General features: G+C 71.4%; 15 protein-coding genes. 11 read left to right on the top strand and 4 right to left on the bottom strand.

The annotated features are described in order from the left end of the window. The first annotated feature begins 73 nt into the window (after positions 1 to 73). Both ACFVDM_RS25700 and ACFVDM_RS25695 read left to right on the top strand, forming a co-directional pair. On the top strand, positions 74 to 691 hold the full coding sequence (locus ACFVDM_RS25700; protein WP_383644538.1) for a TetR/AcrR family transcriptional regulator: 618 nt from the start codon (positions 74 to 76) through the stop codon (positions 689 to 691). Further along, complete coding sequence (locus ACFVDM_RS25695) at positions 688 to 1215, top strand: hypothetical protein (protein ID WP_383644536.1); 528 nt, start codon at positions 688 to 690, stop codon at positions 1213 to 1215. Before ACFVDM_RS25700 ends, ACFVDM_RS25695 begins: the two co-directional genes overlap by 4 nt. 52 nt (positions 1216 to 1267) lie before the next feature. On the opposite strand, the gene ACFVDM_RS25690 is transcribed toward ACFVDM_RS25695, so the two are convergent. Beyond that, entirely contained in the window at positions 1268 to 2686 is a 1419-nt protein-coding gene (locus ACFVDM_RS25690) for a PLP-dependent aminotransferase family protein (RefSeq protein ID WP_383644533.1), read from the bottom strand. 47 nt (positions 2687 to 2733) lie between these two features. On the opposite strand from ACFVDM_RS25690, the gene ACFVDM_RS25685 reads away from it, so the two are divergent. Beyond that, positions 2734 to 3213: a carboxymuconolactone decarboxylase family protein gene (locus tag ACFVDM_RS25685; protein WP_383644531.1), complete on the top strand. Its 480-nt coding sequence runs from the start codon at positions 2734 to 2736 to the stop codon at positions 3211 to 3213. A 24-nt stretch (positions 3214 to 3237) separates the two neighbouring features. On the opposite strand, the gene ACFVDM_RS25680 is transcribed toward ACFVDM_RS25685, so the two are convergent. Beyond that, positions 3238 to 4380, bottom strand: coding sequence for a PucR family transcriptional regulator (locus tag ACFVDM_RS25680; RefSeq protein ID WP_383644528.1), 1143 nt, complete (start codon positions 4378 to 4380; stop codon positions 3238 to 3240). Between the two features lie 190 nt (positions 4381 to 4570). On the opposite strand from ACFVDM_RS25680, the gene ACFVDM_RS25675 reads away from it, so the two are divergent. The 4 genes from ACFVDM_RS25675 to ACFVDM_RS25660 all read left to right on the top strand — a co-directional run bounded on the left by ACFVDM_RS25675 (position 4571) and on the right by ACFVDM_RS25660 (position 8252). Continuing rightward, positions 4571 to 5497 (top strand): proline dehydrogenase family protein, encoded by a 927-nt coding sequence (locus tag ACFVDM_RS25675; RefSeq protein WP_383644525.1) that lies wholly within the window; start codon positions 4571 to 4573, stop codon positions 5495 to 5497. A gap of 40 nt (positions 5498 to 5537) precedes the next feature. Further along, on the top strand, positions 5538 to 7169 hold the full coding sequence (pruA, locus tag ACFVDM_RS25670; protein ID WP_383644522.1) for an L-glutamate gamma-semialdehyde dehydrogenase: 1632 nt from the start codon (positions 5538 to 5540) through the stop codon (positions 7167 to 7169). A gap of 125 nt (positions 7170 to 7294) precedes the next feature. Beyond that, positions 7295 to 7852: a GNAT family N-acetyltransferase gene (locus ACFVDM_RS25665; RefSeq protein WP_383644519.1), complete on the top strand. Its 558-nt coding sequence runs from the start codon at positions 7295 to 7297 to the stop codon at positions 7850 to 7852. 268 nt (positions 7853 to 8120) lie between these two features. Next, a complete protein-coding gene (locus ACFVDM_RS25660; RefSeq protein WP_383644516.1) occupies positions 8121 to 8252 on the top strand; it encodes a hypothetical protein in 132 nt (43 codons plus the stop codon). 27 nt (positions 8253 to 8279) lie between these two features. Here ACFVDM_RS25660 and ACFVDM_RS25655 read toward each other — a convergent pair whose 3' ends face one another. Then, a complete protein-coding gene (locus ACFVDM_RS25655) occupies positions 8280 to 9842 on the bottom strand; it encodes a purple acid phosphatase family protein (RefSeq protein WP_383644513.1) in 1563 nt (520 codons plus the stop codon). A gap of 129 nt (positions 9843 to 9971) precedes the next feature. On the opposite strand from ACFVDM_RS25655, the gene ACFVDM_RS25650 reads away from it, so the two are divergent. From ACFVDM_RS25650 to cimA, 4 genes are all read left to right on the top strand, one after another. Next, positions 9972 to 11009, top strand: coding sequence for a 3-isopropylmalate dehydrogenase (locus ACFVDM_RS25650; RefSeq protein ID WP_383644510.1), 1038 nt, complete (start codon positions 9972 to 9974; stop codon positions 11007 to 11009). A gap of 240 nt (positions 11010 to 11249) precedes the next feature. Continuing rightward, positions 11250 to 12335, top strand: coding sequence for a branched-chain amino acid aminotransferase (locus tag ACFVDM_RS25645; protein ID WP_383644507.1), 1086 nt, complete (start codon positions 11250 to 11252; stop codon positions 12333 to 12335). Between the two features lie 163 nt (positions 12336 to 12498). Next, the gene (locus ACFVDM_RS25640; RefSeq protein ID WP_383644504.1) at positions 12499 to 13830 is read left to right on the top strand and encodes an MFS transporter; all 1332 of its coding nucleotides are present in this window, start codon (positions 12499 to 12501) and stop codon (positions 13828 to 13830) included. Positions 13831 to 14108: 278 nt separating this feature from the next. Next, positions 14109 to 15716 carry a citramalate synthase gene (gene cimA / locus ACFVDM_RS25635; RefSeq protein WP_383644501.1) on the top strand — a complete coding sequence of 536 codons (1608 nt, stop codon included), beginning with the start codon at positions 14109 to 14111 and terminating at the stop codon, positions 15714 to 15716. 61 nt (positions 15717 to 15777) lie between these two features. Here the strand turns inward: cimA and ACFVDM_RS25630 are convergent, their stop codons facing one another. Next, positions 15778 to 17649, bottom strand: coding sequence for a ricin-type beta-trefoil lectin domain protein (locus ACFVDM_RS25630; protein WP_383644498.1), 1872 nt, complete (start codon positions 17647 to 17649; stop codon positions 15778 to 15780). Positions 17650 to 17932: the final 283 nt, after the last annotated feature.

The raw sequence follows: 17932 nt of genomic DNA, 5'->3' as shown, positions 1-17932 counted from the left end.
TTCCCGTGCGGCCGTACCCGGCATCTAGACGTACGTCTTACACAAACGTCTGCATGCCGGGTACGCTGCTGTCATGGGACATCGTGAGGATCTGCTCGAAGGCGCCAAGCGCTGCCTGCTGGAGAAGGGGTACGCCCGTACCACGGCACGCGACATCGTCGCCGCGTCGGGCACCAACCTCGCCTCCATCGGCTACCACTACGGCTCCAAGGAGGCCCTGCTCAACCTCGCCTTCCTGAAGGTGACGGAGGAGTGGGGCGAGGTGCTGACCGAGGGCGAGGACGGGGAGCCGGACGCGCCCGAGGTGCCGGCCGCGCCGCTCGACCAGTTCCGCGAGACCTGGGAGCGGGTGATCGGGAGCTATGAGCAGACCCGGGCGGTCTGGCAGCTCCAGATGGAGGTCATCTCCCGGATCGACTCCGACCCCGGCCTCCAGAAGGCCCTGGCCGGACCGCAGAAGGAGGGCCGCGACGGCCTCGCCGAGTCCATGCTCGGCATCGACCCCGAGACCGACCCGGAGAAGGCGCGGGTGGCCGGTCTCTTCTGCCAGGCGCTGCTCGCCGGGGTCATGGTCCAGTGGCTGATGGACAGCGAGTCGGCGCCCTCCGCCCAGGATCTGACGGACGGTCTGAAGGCTGTCCTGGAGGGCCGGACGCAGCCCGCCCCGGCACCGGTCGGTACCGCCCGGTGACCGTCAGGGCGGGGGAGGACTTCGCGCTCGGCCGGGCGGTCGCGGACGTCGAGGCCCTGGCGGCCGCCCCGCTGCCCGCGGGCGGTCCGGTCACGGCCGAGGGCGATCCCGCCACGGGGGAGTGGGCGGCGACGACCGGGGACGGGTTCCGCGTCGTCCCGCTCTGGGAGTCCGGATCCTTCGTCGGGGTGGACGGTGCCGCCTGGGACGAGGCCCAGGAGGCCGGGGACACCCGGCTGGCCGCGCTCACCGGGGAGCTGGACCGCCGCTGGGGCGGCCACCACGAGGTGCCGGTCCACGGCGCGCTCCTGCTCCACCAGGCGGGCGAGCCGGTGCCCGAGCTCTTCGCGGCGCTGCTCGACGAGGACTGCACCGGCGATCTGCTCGTCTGGGGGCCGGTCACCGCGGGCCGGCGCTGGATCGCGGTGGGCGTCGGCCACAGCGACGGGGACGCGCCCCTGATCATGGCCGCCGCCGTCAGCGACCGCCCGATCATCGCCCCGGACCCGCCGGCCTGGCTCTGAGCCGACGGCCGTCAGACCCTGCGGTCCGGCCCGGCACGGCCCCGAACGCGCCCTACGCCGGTGGCAGCGCCCGGCACAGGGCCTCCAGCGCGGCGCCGAAGGCGTGGTCCGGTGGTGTCGCGTAGCCGACGACCAGTCCGTCCGGGGCGTCGGCCGGCGCGTCGGGATGGCGGAAGGCGTCCAGTCCGTCCAGGGCGAGCCCCTGCCAGGTGGCGGCCTTCACCGTGGACCGCTCGGTCCCGGGCGGCAGCCGCAGCACGGCGTGCAGCCCGGCCGCGATGCCGGTGGCCGTGATGTGCGGAGCCCGCGCGGCGAGCGCGGCGACGAGCCGGTCGCGGCGGTCGCGGTAGGTGCGGCGCATCCGGCGGACATGGCGGTCGTAGTGACCGGAGGCGATCAGCTCGGCCAGGGTCAGCTGGTCGGGCACGCTCGCCCACGCCTCCCGTTCCCCCTTCGCCGTCAGCACCCGCTCCACCAGCCGCTCCGGCAGCACCATCCAGCCCAGCCGGACGGCCGGGGACAGGCTCTTGCTCACCGAACCCACGTACAGCACCCGGTCCGGATCCAGCCCCTGCACGGCCCCCACCGGCTCCCGGTCGTAACGGAACTCCCCGTCGTAGTCGTCCTCCACGAGCAGCCCGTCCCGGCTCCGTGCCCAGTCGACGACGGCCGCCCGGCGCTCCGGCCCCAGCGGCCCGCCGGTCGGGAACTGGTGGGCGGGTGTCAGCAGGACCGCGCGCACCCCGGAGAGCCCGGTCAGCTCCCCGGTCCGCGCCCCGTCGGCGTCGAGCGGCAGCGGGACGGTGCGCACCGCGGCGGCCTCCAGGACCGAGCGGTGGAAGGGCAGTCCGTACGCCTCCACGGCCAGCCGGCCCCGTTCCACCCCGCATGCCGTCAACAGCCGCAGGGCATGGGCGAAACCGGAGCAGATCACGATCCGGTCCGGGGTGGTGCGCACGCCGCGGGAGCGGCCCAGATAGTCCGCCAGGGCGTGGCGCAGCTCGGTCCGGCCCTGTGGATCGCCCGGTGCGAAGGCGTCGTTCGGTGCCGCGTTCAGGGCACGGCGGGCGGCGGCCAGCCAGGCGGACCGGGGGAAGGAACCGGCGTCCGGCTGCCCCTGGCGCAGATCGTGCACCGGCTCGGCCGGGCGGTGCGGGGCCCTGCGCGGGGTCCGGGCGGAGGCGACGGGGGCGGCCCGCCGCGCGACCCGTGTCCCGGAGCCCTGGCGGGCCGTCAGCCAGCCCTCGGCGACCAGCTCGGCATAGGCGTCGGCCACGGTGTTGCGGGCCAGTCCCAGATCGGCGGCGAGCGAACGGTAGGGCGGCAGTCGGGTGCCGGGGGCCAGCCTGCCGTCCCGTACGGCCTCCCGCAGCGCCCGGATGAGCACCGCCCGCCGGCTGCCCGGACCCGCCAGCTCCAAAAGCAGGTCACTGCCGATGGACCCCTCGGAATTGACCCATGAATCCGCCATGGAAATGCACCCTACGCGAGGTCTTTCGCGCTTCTAACGTAGAGGGCATGACGAACCACGACACAGCGGTCCACGCCCCCCGCATCAACTTCGCCAAGGCCGCCCCGAAGGCCTTCAGGTCCCTCATCGGCCTCGACGCCGCCGCCCGCCAGGACCTCGACCCCGCCCTCGTCGAGCTGGTGCAGATCCGCTCCTCCCAGCTCAACGGCTGCGCCTACTGCCTGCACATGCACACCAAGGACGCCCGCAAGGCGGGCGAGAGCGAGGAGCGGCTGCACATGGTGGCCGTCTGGCGGGAGGCGGCGCACTTCTTCACCGCCGAGGAGCAGGCCGCGCTGGACCTCACCGAGGCCGTCACCCTCGTCTCGCGCGGCGGCGTCCCGGACGAGGTCTACGGGCGGGCCGCCGCCGTCTTCGACGAGACCCGGCTCGCCGGACTGCTGGCCCTGATCTTCACCATCAACACCTGGAACCGGATCGCCCTGTCCACCGGCAAGGTGGCGGGCACCGACGAGCGGGCGGCCTGACGCCGCCGGCCGGGCGCCCCGGCCTCAGAGCCGGGACGCCTTGAGCGCCATGTGCAGCAGCAGCCGGTCCTCGCCGTCGTTCAGATCGAGGCCGGTGAGCTGCTGCACCCGGGAGAGCCGGTAGTAGAGCGTCTGCCGGTGGATGCCCAGCTCGGCCGCGGTCCGGGAGGCCTGGCCCGCCCGGTCGAGGAAGACCTCGGCGGTGTGCGCCAGTTCCCGCTGGGCCGGGGCGAGCAGCGGACGCACCGCGTGGTCGGACGGGGTGTCCGGTGGCAGCGCGGTCAGCAGCCGGTACGGACCGATGGCCGACCACTCGGCGAGCGGGCCGAAGCGGCTCTCCGCAGCCGCCGCGCGGGCCGCCGCCGTGGCCTCGTGCCAGGCGTCCGCCAGCTCCGCGAGTCCCCGGCGCGCCACCCCGATCCCGGCCGTCGCCGCCGGCCCGGCCGTGGCGCGCAGCCGCTCCGCGGCGGTGAGCGCCGGATCCAGCACCTCGGGGGAGCGCAGCCGGATCAGCGCGGCCAGCGCGGGACCCCCGGTGCCGCCCGGGGCGCTCGCCGCGGACAGGGCCGCCGCCGACGGCACCGTACGCGCCGACGGCGGTTCGCCCGTCCACGGCATCACGCACACCACGGTGTGCAGCCCCTCCGCGTCCGGGCCCAGCGCCTCGCTGAGCGCGGCCACCGCCATATCGCGCTGCCAGCCCCGCCCGGCCGCCAGCACCGCCCCGAACTCCCGGGACAGATCGGTGCCGGCCCGCGCCTCGTCCCAGAGCAGCGCCCCGATCCGGGCCGCCACCTCCATCGCGGACTCCAGCTGCGCGTCGGTCGGCCCCGGGTCCGCGTCGAGCAGCCAGACGTATCCGAGGACGACACCCCGATGGCGTACCGGAAGGCAGATCCGGTCGCGGTAGACACCGGCCTCCGGGGCGGCCGGGATGCGGACGGGGCCGGTGGCGCGGGTGATGCCGAAGTTCTCGAACCAGGCGCGGACCGCCGGGGTCGAACGGCGGGTCAGGATCGACCGGGTGCGGACGGGGTCCATCGCCGTGTCGTCGTCGCTGTCATGGGCGCCGAAGGCGACGAGGCCGAAATCGCGGTCCTCCAGCGTGGCCGGCACGCCCAGAGCCGCGGAGATCTCGTCGACCAGCTCCTGGTAATCGCCCTTCACCCCGCCATTCTCGCACCCCTTCAGACATATGTCTGAGATCCAGGGCACGGATGCGTGACAGCTGTCGATGGCACAGGATCGGAGGGATCCTTAGATTTCACGGTGGTTCTCCGTGCTGTACCGCTTCTGTCCCCCTCCGGGGCACTTCGGGCGGTTCGGCCTTCGTTCGTACTTTCCGTGGAGGTGCCCCGTGCTGGGTCCCGTGATTCTCGCCGCGTCACGCAGCGACAAGATGCGCCGTTTCATCTCGGCCGCACCGGGCACGAAGCAGGTCGTCGACCGGTTCATCGCCGGCGAGACCGTCGACCAGGTCGTCCCGGTCATCGAGGACGCCGCCGGCAAGGGCCTCGAAGTCACCCTCGACGTGGTCGGCGAGGACATCACCACTCCCGAGCAGGCCGCCGCCGCCCGTGACGCCTACCTGGAGCTCGTCGAGCGCCTCAAGGACCTGGGTCTGGGCACCAGGGCGGAGATGTCCGTCAAGCTCTCCATGTTCGGCCAGTCGCTGGACAACGGTCACGAGCTGGCCCTCGCCAACGTCCGCCCGGTCGTCGAGGCCGCCGCCGCGATCGGCACCACGGTCACCCTGGACGCCGAGGACCACACCACCCTCGACTCGATGTTCGCCATCCACGAGGAGCTGCGGAAGGACTTCCCGCAGACCGGCTGCGTCATCCAGGCCTACCTCTTCCGCACCGAGGAGGACGCCCGCCGGCTGGCCGCCGCCGGCAGCCGGGTGCGCATCGTGAAGGGCGCCTACAAGGAGCCCGCCTCCGTCGCGTACCAGGACAAGGCCGAGATCGACAAGGCGTACGTCCGCATCCTGAAGACGCTGATGGAGGGCGAGGGCTACCCGATGATCGGGTCCCACGACCCCCGCCTGATCGCCATCGCGCAGGAGCTGGCCCGGAAGGCCGGCCGCAAGCTCGACGAGTACGAGTTCCAGATGCTGTACGGCATCCGCAGCGACGAGCACATCCGCCTCGCCGCCGAGGGCCACCGCATGCGCGTGTACACCGCCTACGGCACCGACTGGTACGGCTACTTCATGCGCCGCCTCGCCGAGAAGCCGGCCAACCTCCTCTTCTTCGGCCGCTCCATCCTCACCAAGGGCTGAGCACCCCTCCATCCGACTACCTCAAGGAGCAACGGACACCATGGACGCTGTCACCCAGGTCCCCGCACCGGTCAACGAGCCGGTCCACTCCTACGCCCCGGGCACCCCGGAGCGCGCCCGTCTGGAGGCGAAGCTCAAGGAGCTCGGCGAGAACCCGATCGAGCTGCCGATGACCATCGGCGGCGTCAAGCGCATGGGCGGCGGCGCGCGCGTCGACGTCGTGCAGCCGCACAACCACAAGGCCGTCCTCGGCACCTTCGCCGGCGCCACCGAGCAGGACGCCCAGGATGCGATCGACGCCGCCCTGGCCGCCGCCCCGGCCTGGCGCGCGATGTCCTTCGACGACCGCGCCGCGATCATCCTGCGCGCCGCCGAGCTGCTCTCCGGCCCCTGGCGCGAGACGCTGGCCGCCTCCACGATGCTGGGCCAGGGCAAGACCGCCCAGCAGGCCGAGATCGACTGTCCCTGCGAGCTGGTCGACTTCTGGCGCTTCAACGTGCACTACGCGCGCCAGATCCTCGCCGAGCAGCCCCCGGCCAACTCCCCGGGCGTGTGGAACCGCATGGACCACCGCCCGCTGGAGGGCTTCGTCTACGCGATCACGCCGTTCAACTTCTCGGCCATCGCCGCCAACCTGCCGACCGCGCCCGCCCTCATGGGCAACGTCGTCGTGTGGAAGCCGTCCCCGACCCAGACCCACGCCGCCGTGCTGCTGATGCAGCTCCTGGAGGAGGCCGGTCTGCCCAAGGGCGTCATCAACCTGGTGACCGGCGACGGCATCGCCGTCTCCGAGGTGGCGCTGAACCACCGCGACCTGGCCGGCATCCACTTCACCGGCTCCACCCCGACCTTCCAGCACCTGTGGAAGACCGTCGGCACCAACATCGCCAACTACCGCACCTACCCGCGGCTCGTCGGCGAGACCGGTGGCAAGGACTTCGTCGTCGCCCACCCCTCCGCCGACCCGGCGGTCCTGAAGACCGCCCTGACCCGCGGTGCCTTCGAGTACCAGGGCCAGAAGTGCTCGGCGACCTCGCGCGCCTACATCCCGGCCTCGATCTGGAACGCGGGCTTCAAGGAGGCCTTCGCGGCCGAGGTCGACTCCATCACCATGGGCGACGTCACCGACCTGTCGCACTTCATGGGCGCCGTCATCGACGACCGCTCCTTCGCGAAGAACAAGGCCGCCATCGACCGCGCCGCCGCCGACCCGGCGTGCACGATCGTCGCGGGCGGCACCTACGACGACTCGGTGGGCTACTTCGTCCGCCCGACCGTCATCGAGTGCACCGACCCCGAGAACGAGGTCTTCACGACCGAGTACTTCGGCCCGATCCTCGCCGTCCACGTCTACGAGGACGAGAACTACGACGCGATGCTGGAGCAGATGGAGTCGGTCTCCGACTACGCCCTGACCGGTTCCGTCATCGCGAACGACCGCGCCGCGGCCGCGTACACGATGGAGAAGCTGCGGTACGCCGCGGGCAACTTCTACATCAACGACAAGTCGACCGGTGCCGTCGTCGGCCAGCAGCCCTTCGGCGGCGGCCGTGCCTCCGGCACCAACGACAAGGCCGGTGCGCCGCAGAACCTCCAGCGCTGGACCCTGACCCGGGCCATCAAGGAGACCCTGGTCCCGCCGACCGAGTACACCTACCCCCACCAGGGCTGACGCCCACCGGGGCGCCCGCGGGCGCCCCGCCCCGATTCCCGCCCCCCGCCCGGTTCCCCTGCCGGCCGGGGGGCGGTTTCCATGCGCGCGCCCATGACGGCCGGAAGGCTGACAGGCTGGGTCCCATGACCCAGCCCATGCCGAGCACCGCCCACACCTCCGCCCTCGCCCCCGCCTTCCTCGACGAGATCCACGCCTTCCTGGACACCGCCTTCGAGGGGCGGTTCGACGCCCACGACTGGGACCACACCCTGGGCGGCGTCCACGCCTGGGTGAGCGACGGCAGCGGGCTCCTCGCGCACGGCAGCGTGATCCAGCGGCGCGCGGTGCACGCCGGGCGCTCGCTCCGGGTCGGTTACGTGGAGGGCGTCGCCGTCCGCGCCGGCCACCGGCGCCGGGGGCTCGGCGGGCGGATCATGGCCGCCCTGGAGGAGGTCGTCGACGGGGCGTACGCCTTCGGGGCGCTCGCCGCGTCGGCCGGCGCGGTCCCGCTGTACACCGGACGCGGCTGGACGGCGTGGCCCGGACGGATCGCGGTCCAGGGCCCCGAGGGCGTCGTCCGGCTGCCGCACGAGGAGGGCAGCACGTATGTCCGGGGGACCGGCGGCGCACCCCTTCCGGCGACCGGGGAACCGGGCTCCGACCTGCTGGTCTTCGACTGGCGGGACGGCGACGTGATGTGAGCGGAGGAGAGGTGTGCGTAAACCTCCGTCTCAGATAGTAGGAAGTCCGAGTAATTGTGGAGACAGACCGGCAGGGCTGCCTTAGCTTTGTAGAAGCCGAACGTCTCGCTTGATCGAGCGACCGGCGGTCGTGAGCGCGCGCCCCGCGCAGGCAACCCCTGCGGCGCCCGCTCCCCGCCCCTTCCGGCACCTCGAAATCACCGATCTCGACAGCACGCTCACGCTGTGCGGATTTCGAAATCCTCGCGATCTCAAGGAGTCGATCACCATGGCCGAGACCACTGTCCGCCGCCGCGTCCGCCACTCCCACCGCCCCACCGAGTCCGAGCGGCAGAACGCCGCCGCCGCCCTGCAGCGCGCGCTCGACCGCAGGGACAACGGCGGCTCCACCGGTCACTGAACCGGGCCGCCCGCACGGGGCCGGGGCTCAGCCCCTGCTGATCTCGAAGTGGTCGATGCGCGCCCCCGACTCGGCGAGCGCGCTGACCTTCATCCGGGGGTGCCGCCCCGTCTCCACCTCCACCGCGAGGAACGAGAAGCCGGTGTAGCGCACCCGCGACCACTCCACGGTCTCGGCGGCCTTCGCGCCGCCCTTGGCCACGTGGTACGTGTCCACGCTCTCCAGGTCCGTGACATGCCCCTCGTAGCTGTCCGGCACCGGGAAGTCGTACAGCGCCTTGCCCGCGCCGCCCGCCGTGACGTAGACGATGCCGTCGCGCGTCGGATCGGTGCGCTCGCCGATCGGCACGGGGCGCCGGACCGCGTTCCTCAGGATCGCGTCCGTACGCTCGTACACGTGGTTGTGGCCGTTGATCACCAGGTCCACCTGGTGCTTCTCGAACAGCGGCACCCACGCCTCGCGCACCCCGCCGTCCGAGGCGTGCGCGTTGGTCGTGGAGAAGGCGCAGTGGTGGAAGAAGACCACCAGGAAGTCGATGTCGTGCCGGGCCCGCAGTTCGCCCAGGCGCCGGTCCAGCCAGCGGGTCTGACGGCCGCCGCTGATGCCGAAGTTGGCCGGGATCTCGTAGCTGACGTCGTTGGCGTCGAGCGCGATCACCCCCACGTTGCCGTGCACGAAGGAGTACGCGCCGGGCTGGTTCACCGGGTCCGGGCCGTTGTCCGGCAGCGTCCAGCGGGCGTTCTGCCCGCCGTAGCCGTCCGGTGAGTACCAGGCCTCCATGTCGTGGTTGCCGGTCGTCACCATCCACGGCACCGTCTTGGAGACCGTCTCCGTCTGCGCGAGGAACTGGTCCCAGGTGCGGGCGTCGTAGGTGTCGGTGGGCCGGCCGGAGCCCGAGGGGTCGGCGTAGCAGATGTCCCCGGCGTGCAGGTGGAACGCGGGGTTCTGGCCCAGGATCAGCTGGTCGTTGCCGAGGGCGTGGTAGCTGACGCCCTGGTCGCCGAAGGCGGTGAAGGTGAAGTTCCGGGCGCGTTCGGGCGCGGTGGTGAAGGTGCCGAGCGTGCCCAGGTGGCGGGTGTCGGCCGGGTCGAAGCCGTCGTGGCCGACGCCGTAGTAGTACGTCGTACCGGGCTTCAGCCGCTCCAGGGCCGCGTGCACGTAGTACTGCTCGGCGGCCGCGATCCTTCCGTCGTTCAGCAGCGGCGTGGTGAGGTGGCGGACCTCTGCGTCGATCTTCCGGCTGAGCGCCCACGGCTTGAGGCCGATCCGGATGTACGGGCGGCGCACGGCGAAGGGGACCTGCCAGGAGACCGTCATCCGCGTCTTCGGATCGGCGCCGTAGGCCAGGTGGCGGCCGAAGGGGGCCACCAGGGCGCCGTCGACCCGGGTGGTGGTCGCGGAGGTGAGTACCGAGGGGGCCGCGTGGGCGGGGGAGGAGGCGAGCCCGGCGGTGCCGGCCACGGCGGCGGTCGCCACGCCGGTGCGCAGCACACCGCGCCGGGTCAGCCGGGAGCGCAGGTACTCGTGCTGCTCGGCCATGGTCATGCGGTCGGCGAGCTTCTCGGGGATGCCGAAGCGGGGGATGTCCATGGGCGACAACCTGCACCGGCCGGCTGTCTCCGTACCGTCGGATAGGTGAACGGTACACGTACAGCTCCCCATGTGTCCGTATGGTGGACGTGACGTGTCATGGGGTGGGACGCGCAGTAAGGTGCGGACATGTCTCGCAGCATCAATCTCGCAGTGATCCCCGGTGACGGTATCGGCCAGGAGGTCGTGGCCCAGGGCCTCAAGGTCCTCAACGCTGTTCTCCCGCAGGACGTGAAGCTGGAGACCAAGGAGTACGACCTTGGCGCCCGGCGCTGGCACCGTACCGGCGAAACCCTCCCCGACGCGGAGCTCGACGCCCTCAAGGGCCACGACGCCATCCTGCTCGGTGCGATCGGTGACCCGTCCGTGCCCTCCGGCGTGCTGGAGCGCGGGCTGCTGCTGAAGCTGCGCTTCGCCTTCGACCACTTCATCAACCTGCGCCCGTCGAAGCTCTTCCCGAACACCGCGACCCCGCTGGCCGGCCGCCCGGACATCGACTTCGTCGTCGTCCGCGAGGGCACCGAGGGCCCGTACACCGGCAACGGCGGCTCGCTGCGCACCGGCACGGAGCACGAGGTCGCCACCGAGGTCAGCGTCAACACCGCCTACGGTGTCGAGCGCGTGGTCCGCGACGCCTTCGAGCGCGCCGCCGCCCGCCCCCGCAAGAAGCTGACGCTGGTCCACAAGAACAACGTCCTGGTCTACGCGGGCCACCTGTGGAAGAACACCTTCGACAAGGTCGCGTCCGAGTACCCCCAGGTCACCACCGACTACCTGCACGTCGACGCGGCGACGATCTTCTTCGTCACCCAGCCGGAGCGCTTCGACGTCATCGTCACCGACAACCTCTTCGGCGACATCCTCACCGACCTCGCCGCCGCCGTCACCGGCGGTATCGGCCTGGCCGCCTCCGGCAACATCAACCCGACGGGCGCCTTCCCGTCGATGTTCGAGCCGGTCCACGGCTCCGCCCCCGACATCGCGGGGCAGGGCAAGGCCGACCCGACCGCCACGATCCTCTCCGTCGCCCTCCTGCTGCGCCACCTCGGCTACGAGTCCGAGGCCGCGCGCATCGAGGACGCCGTCTCCGCCGACCTGGCGGAGCGCGACGGGGCCCGTACGACCGACGAGATCGGCGACGCCCTCGCGGTACGCGTAGCGGGCTGATCCGACGACTCCACCACGAAGCCGCCGGGTCGCAGACGCACCCGGCGGCTTCTCCTGTGCGGCCCCGGGTGCCACCATCGAACCCGGACCGCATACGCGTCATTTCCGTGCACGGCCCCCGTCGGGCGATAATCGAACGGGACCGTGGCCGCAGTGAAGCTCGGACGTCCTAGTACCTGTCTGACAGGGGAGGCGCGGACGCGGCCCGACACACACAAATACGGTGAAGGACACGCACTCATGACGACCACGATCGAGCTCAAGCCCTCCTCGAACCCACTGTCCGACGCGGAGCGCGAGGCCATCCTGGCCAAGCCGGGCTTCGGCCGCTACTTCACCGACCACATGGTGACCATCAAGTGGACCGAGGGGCGCGGCTGGCACGACGCGCAGCTCGTCCCGTACGCCCCGCTGTCGATCGACCCGGCCAATATGACGCTCCACTACGGCCAGGAGATCTTCGAGGGGCTCAAGGCCTACCGCCAGCCCGACGGCACGGTCGCCACGTTCCGGCCCGAGGCCAACGGCGAGCGCTTCCGGGCCTCCGCGCGCCGGCTGGCCATGCCGGAGCTGCCCGTCGAGACCTTCGTCGCGGCCTGCGACGCGCTGGTCCGCCAGGACGCGGCCTGGGTGCCGCCGCACGGCGGCGAGGAGTCGCTGTACCTGCGCCCGTTCATGATCGCGACCGAGGTCGGCCTGGGCGTCCGGCCCGCCAACGAGTACCTCTTCCTCGTGATCGCCTCGCCGGCCGGTGCCTACTTCCCCGGCGGGGTGAAGCCCGTCTCCATCTGGCTCTCCGAGGACCGCGTCCGCGCCGTCCCGGGCGGCATGGGCGACGCCAAGACCGGCGGCAACTACGCCGCCTCCCTCCTCGCCCAGGCCGAGGCCGCCGCCAAGGGCTGCGACCAGGTCGCCTACCTCGACGCCGTCGAGCACCAGTGGGTCGAGGAACTGGGCGGGATGAACCTGTACTTCGTCTACGGGGACCACATCGTCACCCCGACCCTCACCGGCTCCCTCCTCGCGGGCATCACCCGCGACTCGCTCCTCAAGCTCGCCGGGGACCTCGGCTGCACCTCCGAGGAGCGCCGCGTCTCCATCGGGCAGTGGCGCGACCACACCGCCGACTCCACCCTCACCGAGGTCTTCGCCTGCGGCACCGCCGCCGTCATCACCCCGGTCGGCACGGTGAAGAGCGCGGGCGGCGAGTGGACCCAGGGCGACGGCACCCCCGGCCCGGTCACCCTCAAGCTGCGCGAGCGCCTGCTGGACATCCAGCGCGGCGTCGTCGAGGACACCCACGGCTGGATGCACCCGCTCGGCTAGGACGGACCTTCCACCGAGGCCGCGCCCCCTCTTGTTCCGGGGGCGCGGCCCCGTCCGTTTCCGGCCTCTCACCCGGTCGTGGAGGGGGCGCACACACGTCCGGGTGGCGCCCGTGCTGTGCGCCCTTGTCCGGCTTCCGGCGGTTCGGGCACGGTGACGGATCATGGGACGAGAGCAGTGGAAGAAAATCTGGGTCGGCTCGGCCGGGAACATGGTCGAGTGGTTCGACTGGTTCGTCTACGCCACCTTCGCGGTCTACTTCGCCGACGCCTTCTTCCCCGAGGGCAACGAGACCGCCAACCTCATGAACACGATGGGCATCTTCGCCGTCGGCTTCTTCATGCGCCCGGTCGGCGGCTGGCTGCTCGGCCGGATCGGTGACCGCAGAGGCCGCAAGGCCGCGCTCACCCTGACCGTCACCCTGATGTCGGCCTCCGCGATCCTCATCGCCTGCGCCCCCACCTACGCCACCGCCGGATACGCGGGCGTCGCCGTCCTGATGCTCGCCCGGCTGCTCCAGGGCCTGTCCGTCGGCGGCGAGTACGCCGCCAGCGCCACCTATCTCACCGAGGCCTCCGCCCCCGAGCGGCGTGGCTTCGCCTCCAGCTTCCAGTACGTCTCCATGACCGCCGGGCAGCTCGTCGGCCTCGGTCTCCAGATCCTCCTCCAGCGCAACCTGTCGGACGCCGCGCTGCACAGCTGGGGCTGGCGCATCCCCTTCGTCGTCGGCGCGCTCGGCGCCGCGATCGTCTTCTACCTGCGGCGTTCCCTGCTGGAGACCGAGGTGTACGCGGACTCCGGGGCCGCCGCCGACGCGAGCCGGGGCACCCTGGGGCTGCTGTGGCAGCACCGCCGCGAGGCCTTCCTGGTGATGGCGCTGACCATGGGCGGGACCGTCGCCTACTACACGTACACGACGTACCTCACGAAGTTCCTCTCGAAGAGCGCGGGCATGGACAAGTCCACCGCCTCGCTCGTCAGTTTCTGCGCGCTGTTCGTCTTCATGTGCGTCCAGCCGCCGGCCGGCATGCTCTCCGACCGGATCGGCCGCCGCCCGCTGCTCATCACCTTCGCGGTCGGCTCGACCTTCCTGACCGTGCCGATCATGACGCTGCTGCGGCACGCGGACACCTTCTGGCCCGCCTTCGGCCTCGCGCTGCTGGCCCTGCTGGTGGTGACCGGCTACACCTCCATCAACGCCTGTGTGAAGGCGGAACTCTTCCCGACCGGCATCCGCGCGCTGGGTGTCGGGCTCTCCTACGCCCTGGCCAACGCGCTGTTCGGCGGCACCGCCGAGTACGTGGCGCTGTGGTTCAAGAGGGCCGGTCACGAATCGGGCTTCTACTGGTACGTGGCGGGGTGCGCGGCCGTCTCGCTCGTCGTCTATCTGACGATGCGCGAGACCAGGGACATCGATCTGAACCGGGTCGCCGCCCTCGACGGGGGGAAGCGGGCGGCCGTCCCGGAAGCGACCACGATCACGCCCGCATCCTGAGACGGGGCGGGGCGCGGGGGCGGTCCTGTGCGAGACTGCCTCCGTGCCCTCGTTCGTCATGATTATTGGCAGCAGGCGCGCCGGTCCGCAGTGACCGTTCCGTATCACCACGTACGGCACGGCCACCGTGCCCCAGACCCGCGCGCAGACCTCTCGCACCCGCGAGGGGTTTTTTCGTTTTCCGGCCCTCACCACGGCCGGGGCGAGGCACGCGGGATGATGGGGGCAAGTGGAATCAGATCGTCCGGATCCACTCATCCGACAGGAGTCAGACCAGCATGACCACCAAGGCCAAGCCCACCGACGACAGTTTCCACGTCTTCGACACCACGCTGCGCGACGGCGCCCAGCGTGAAGGCATCAACCTGACGGTCGCGGACAAGCTGACCATCGCCCGGCACCTGGACGAGTTCGGCGTCGGCTTCATCGAGGGCGGCTGGCCCGGAGCCAACCCCCGCGACACCGAGTTCTTCGCCCGTGCCCGCGAGGAGATCGACTTCCGCAACGCGGAGCTGGTCGCCTTCGGCGCGACCCGCCGGGCCGGCGGCACCGCCGCCGACGACCCGCAGGTCAAGGCGCTGCTGGACTCGGGCGCCCCGGTGATCACGCTGGTCGCCAAGTCGCACGACCGCCATGTGGAGCTGGCCCTGCGCACCACCCTGGACGAGAACCTGGAGATGGTCCGCGACACCGTCTCCCACCTGCGCGAACAGGGCCGCCGGGTCTTCGTCGACTGCGAGCACTTCTTCGACGGCTACCGCGCCAACCCCGAGTACGCCAAGGCCGTCGTCAAGGCCGCCTCCGAGGCCGGCGCCGACGTCGTCATCCTCTGCGACACCAACGGCGGCATGCTCCCGGCCCAGGTCCAGGCCGTCGTCTCCACGGTCCTCGCCGACACCGGAGCCCGGCTCGGCATCCACGCCCAGGACGACACCGGCTGCGCCGTCGCCAACACCCTGGCTGCCGTGGACGCCGGCGCCACCCACGTCCAGTGCACCGCCAACGGCTACGGCGAGCGGGTCGGCAACGCCAACCTCTTCCCCGTCGTCGCGGCGCTGGAGCTGAAGTACGGCAAGAAGGTGCTGCCCGAGGGTGCGCTCGCCGACATGACCCGCGTCTCCCACGCCATCGCCGAGGTCGTCAACCTGACGCCCTCCACCCACCAGCCCTACGTCGGCGTCTCCGCGTTCGCGCACAAGGCCGGGCTGCACGCCTCCGCGATCAAGGTCGACCCGGATCTCTACCAGCACATCGACCCCGCCCTCGTCGGCAACACCATGCGGATGCTGGTCTCCGACATGGCCGGCCGCGCCTCCATCGAGCTCAAGAGCCAGGAGCTGGGCGTCGACCTCGGCGGCGACCGCGCGCTCATCGGCCGCGTCGTCGAGCGGGTCAAGGAGCGCGAGCTCCAGGGCTACACCTACGAGGCCGCCGACGCCTCCTTCGAACTGCTGCTGCGCGCCGAGGCCGAGGGCCGGGTACGCCGCTACTTCCGCACCGAGTCCTGGCGCGCCATCGTCGAGGACCGCCCCGACGGCACGCACGCCAACGAGGCCACCGTGAAGCTCTGGGCCCAGGGCGAGCGCATCGTCGCCACCGCCGAGGGCAACGGCCCGGTCAACGCGCTGGACCGGGCGCTGCGCGTGGCCCTGGAGCGGATCTTCCCTCAGCTCGCCAAGATGGAGCTGATGGACTACAAGGTCCGCATCCTGGAGGGCCGCACCGGCACCGAGTCCACCACCCGGGTCCTGATCACCACGGGCGACGGCTCCGGCGACTGGGCGACCGTGGGGGTCGCCGAGAACGTCATCGCCGCGTCCTGGCAGGCCCTGGAGGACGCGTACACCTACGGGCTGCTCCGCGCGGGCGTCGAGCCCACCGAGTAGGACGTGGGGGTGGTCCGGCCACGGCCCGACCACCCCCACGTCCGGGGAAGCGCGGGCGCCGCTACTGGAGGCGCCACTTCTGGTTGGCCGCGCCGGTGCACGTCCAGATCTGGGTACGGGCCCCGTTGGCCGTCGACCGGTCCACGACGTCCAGGCACTTGTCCGCCGCCGTGCTGACCAGATCGCCCGTCGCGGCGTTGTAGCTCCAGCGCTGCGCCGCGGTGCCGTTGCAGGTGTACAGCTGGACCTTCGCCCCGTTCTCCGTGGAGCCCCCGGTCACGTCCAGGCAGGCGCCGAGCGTGCGGACGCTGCCGTCGCTCTGGAGCGTCCAGCGCTGGTTGGCCGCGCCGGTGCAGTCCCAGATCTGGACCGGGGTGCCGTCCGCCCCGGAGTTCCCGGTCGCGTCCAGGCACTTGCCGGAACCGTTGAACGCGCCCGAGGTGCCGCCGCTGCCCGAACCGGACTGCGTCCCCGACCAGGTGAAGGTCGCCGAGGTGCGGGCAGGCAGGGTGTAGGTGAAGGTGCTGCCGCCCCAGTTGACCGTGAGCTGCTGGGCGGAGCCGCCGCCGTTGTACGCGATCAGTGCCTTGGAGCCGTCCGGGTTGCGCCAGGCGACGTTCGGGACGGTGGAGCTGGCCGTGGAGGAGATCCGGGCGGCGCCGGGCCGGACGAACTTGGTCAGATGCCCCATCGTGTAGTACTCGATCGTGTAGTCGACCTGGCCGCTCCTGGAATCCCCGTCGTGCACGGTGATCAGGCCGTCGCAGGTGCCGCAGCCGCCGTTGTGCGGGCCGCGGTTCTGATCCACCGCCAGGGACCACTTGGTCACCGACTTCGCCCAGTTGCGGGTGTAATCGATGATGTTCATCATGTCTTCGCGCTGCTGGTCGGCGATCCAGGTGCCGCCGGAGTGCTCGGTCTGGAAGGCGTCCATCGACGGGTACTGGGCGTGCACCGCCGTCTGCTTGGTGATGTCGCCGCCGTAGCCGTGCCAGGCCACCCCGCCGAAGTTGGGGTGGCTGCGGACCGCGGCGTCGTCCACGGTGGCCGCGGCGTACGCGTCGTAGGTGTCCCAGTTCCAGTCGTGCGCCAGCACCTTGGTGGCCAGGCCCGCGCCGGCCAGCTTGGGCAGCAGCTCGTTCTTGGTGAAGTAGGCCAGGCCGGAGCCGTTCCAGCTCATCGAGGGGTAACCGCCGCAGCAGGTGGGCTCGTTCTGCGCGGTGACGTAGTCGACCGGGACGCCCTGGTCGCGGTAGGCCTGGAGGTACTTCACGAAGTAGTCGGCGTAGGTGCCGTAGTTCTCCGCCTTCAGCCAGCCGCCGTTGAGCTGCCCGCTGTCCTTCATCCAGGCCGGCGCGGTCCACGGCGAGGCCACCGTCGTCAGCGCCGGGTTGAGCTGCTTGGCCTGTTTCGTCAGCGGCAGCACGTCTTCGAGATCATGTGCGATCGAGAACTTCGCGAGGGACGGGTCGGTCTGACCGGCCGGCAGGTCGTCGTACGTGTAGCCGTACCGCGCCAGGTCCGAACCGCCCATCGGATTGCGGACGAAGGACAGCCCGATGCCCTCCGTGGGGGAGAAGAGCTTCTTCATCGTGGCGTCACGGGTCGCCTGGCTGAGCGCCCCGCTGCTCTTCATCAGGTAGGCGGCGGTGTCGGTGAAGGAGGCTCCGCCGCCGGTGAAGGTCTGGTAGCGGGTGTTCTCGTCCACCGTGACGGTGGTGCCGGCGCCGCCGCTGCCCGCGGTGAAGGTGATCGGGGTCTGGTCCTGGAGGCCGCGCGTGACATGGCGGCCCCCCGCGTCGTCCGTGGTGGTCAGGGCGATGTGCACCGTCTCGCCCGCGGCCTGGGCGGTGCCGGACGAGAGCCCGGAGAGACCGGCGGTCGCGAGCACGGCGGCGAGCAGTGCCCTCGCCGCCCTTCCTGAACGGGTCATGGCTGGATGCCTTCCTCGGCGGGAGCGTGGGGGAAGTGCCGTCGGACGAGGCAGGAGTGAACGGCACCCGCGTGTTCACGTCAAGAGGCCTGCGCGTTCATTAGTTGAACGCAATCACCGTCTCCGCGTGCCGTCGAAATGGGTCCGGACCAATTTCGACGTGAAGTATTGACGGCCGTGTTCCAGCGGGGTTAACTCACGCCACCAACGCCGGTACCGGTTCCGGAACCGGTTGCGGTACCGGTTCCACTCCCGGCCGCTTGCTCTGTCCCGTTCTGTCCTG

Source organism: Streptomyces sp. NPDC057682, from assembly GCF_042799575.1.
In the GTDB taxonomy this organism is placed as follows: domain Bacteria; phylum Actinomycetota; class Actinomycetes; order Streptomycetales; family Streptomycetaceae; genus Streptomyces.
The sequence above is the reverse complement of the archived record's forward strand: the minus strand, read 5'-3'. Positions and strand labels throughout refer to the sequence as shown.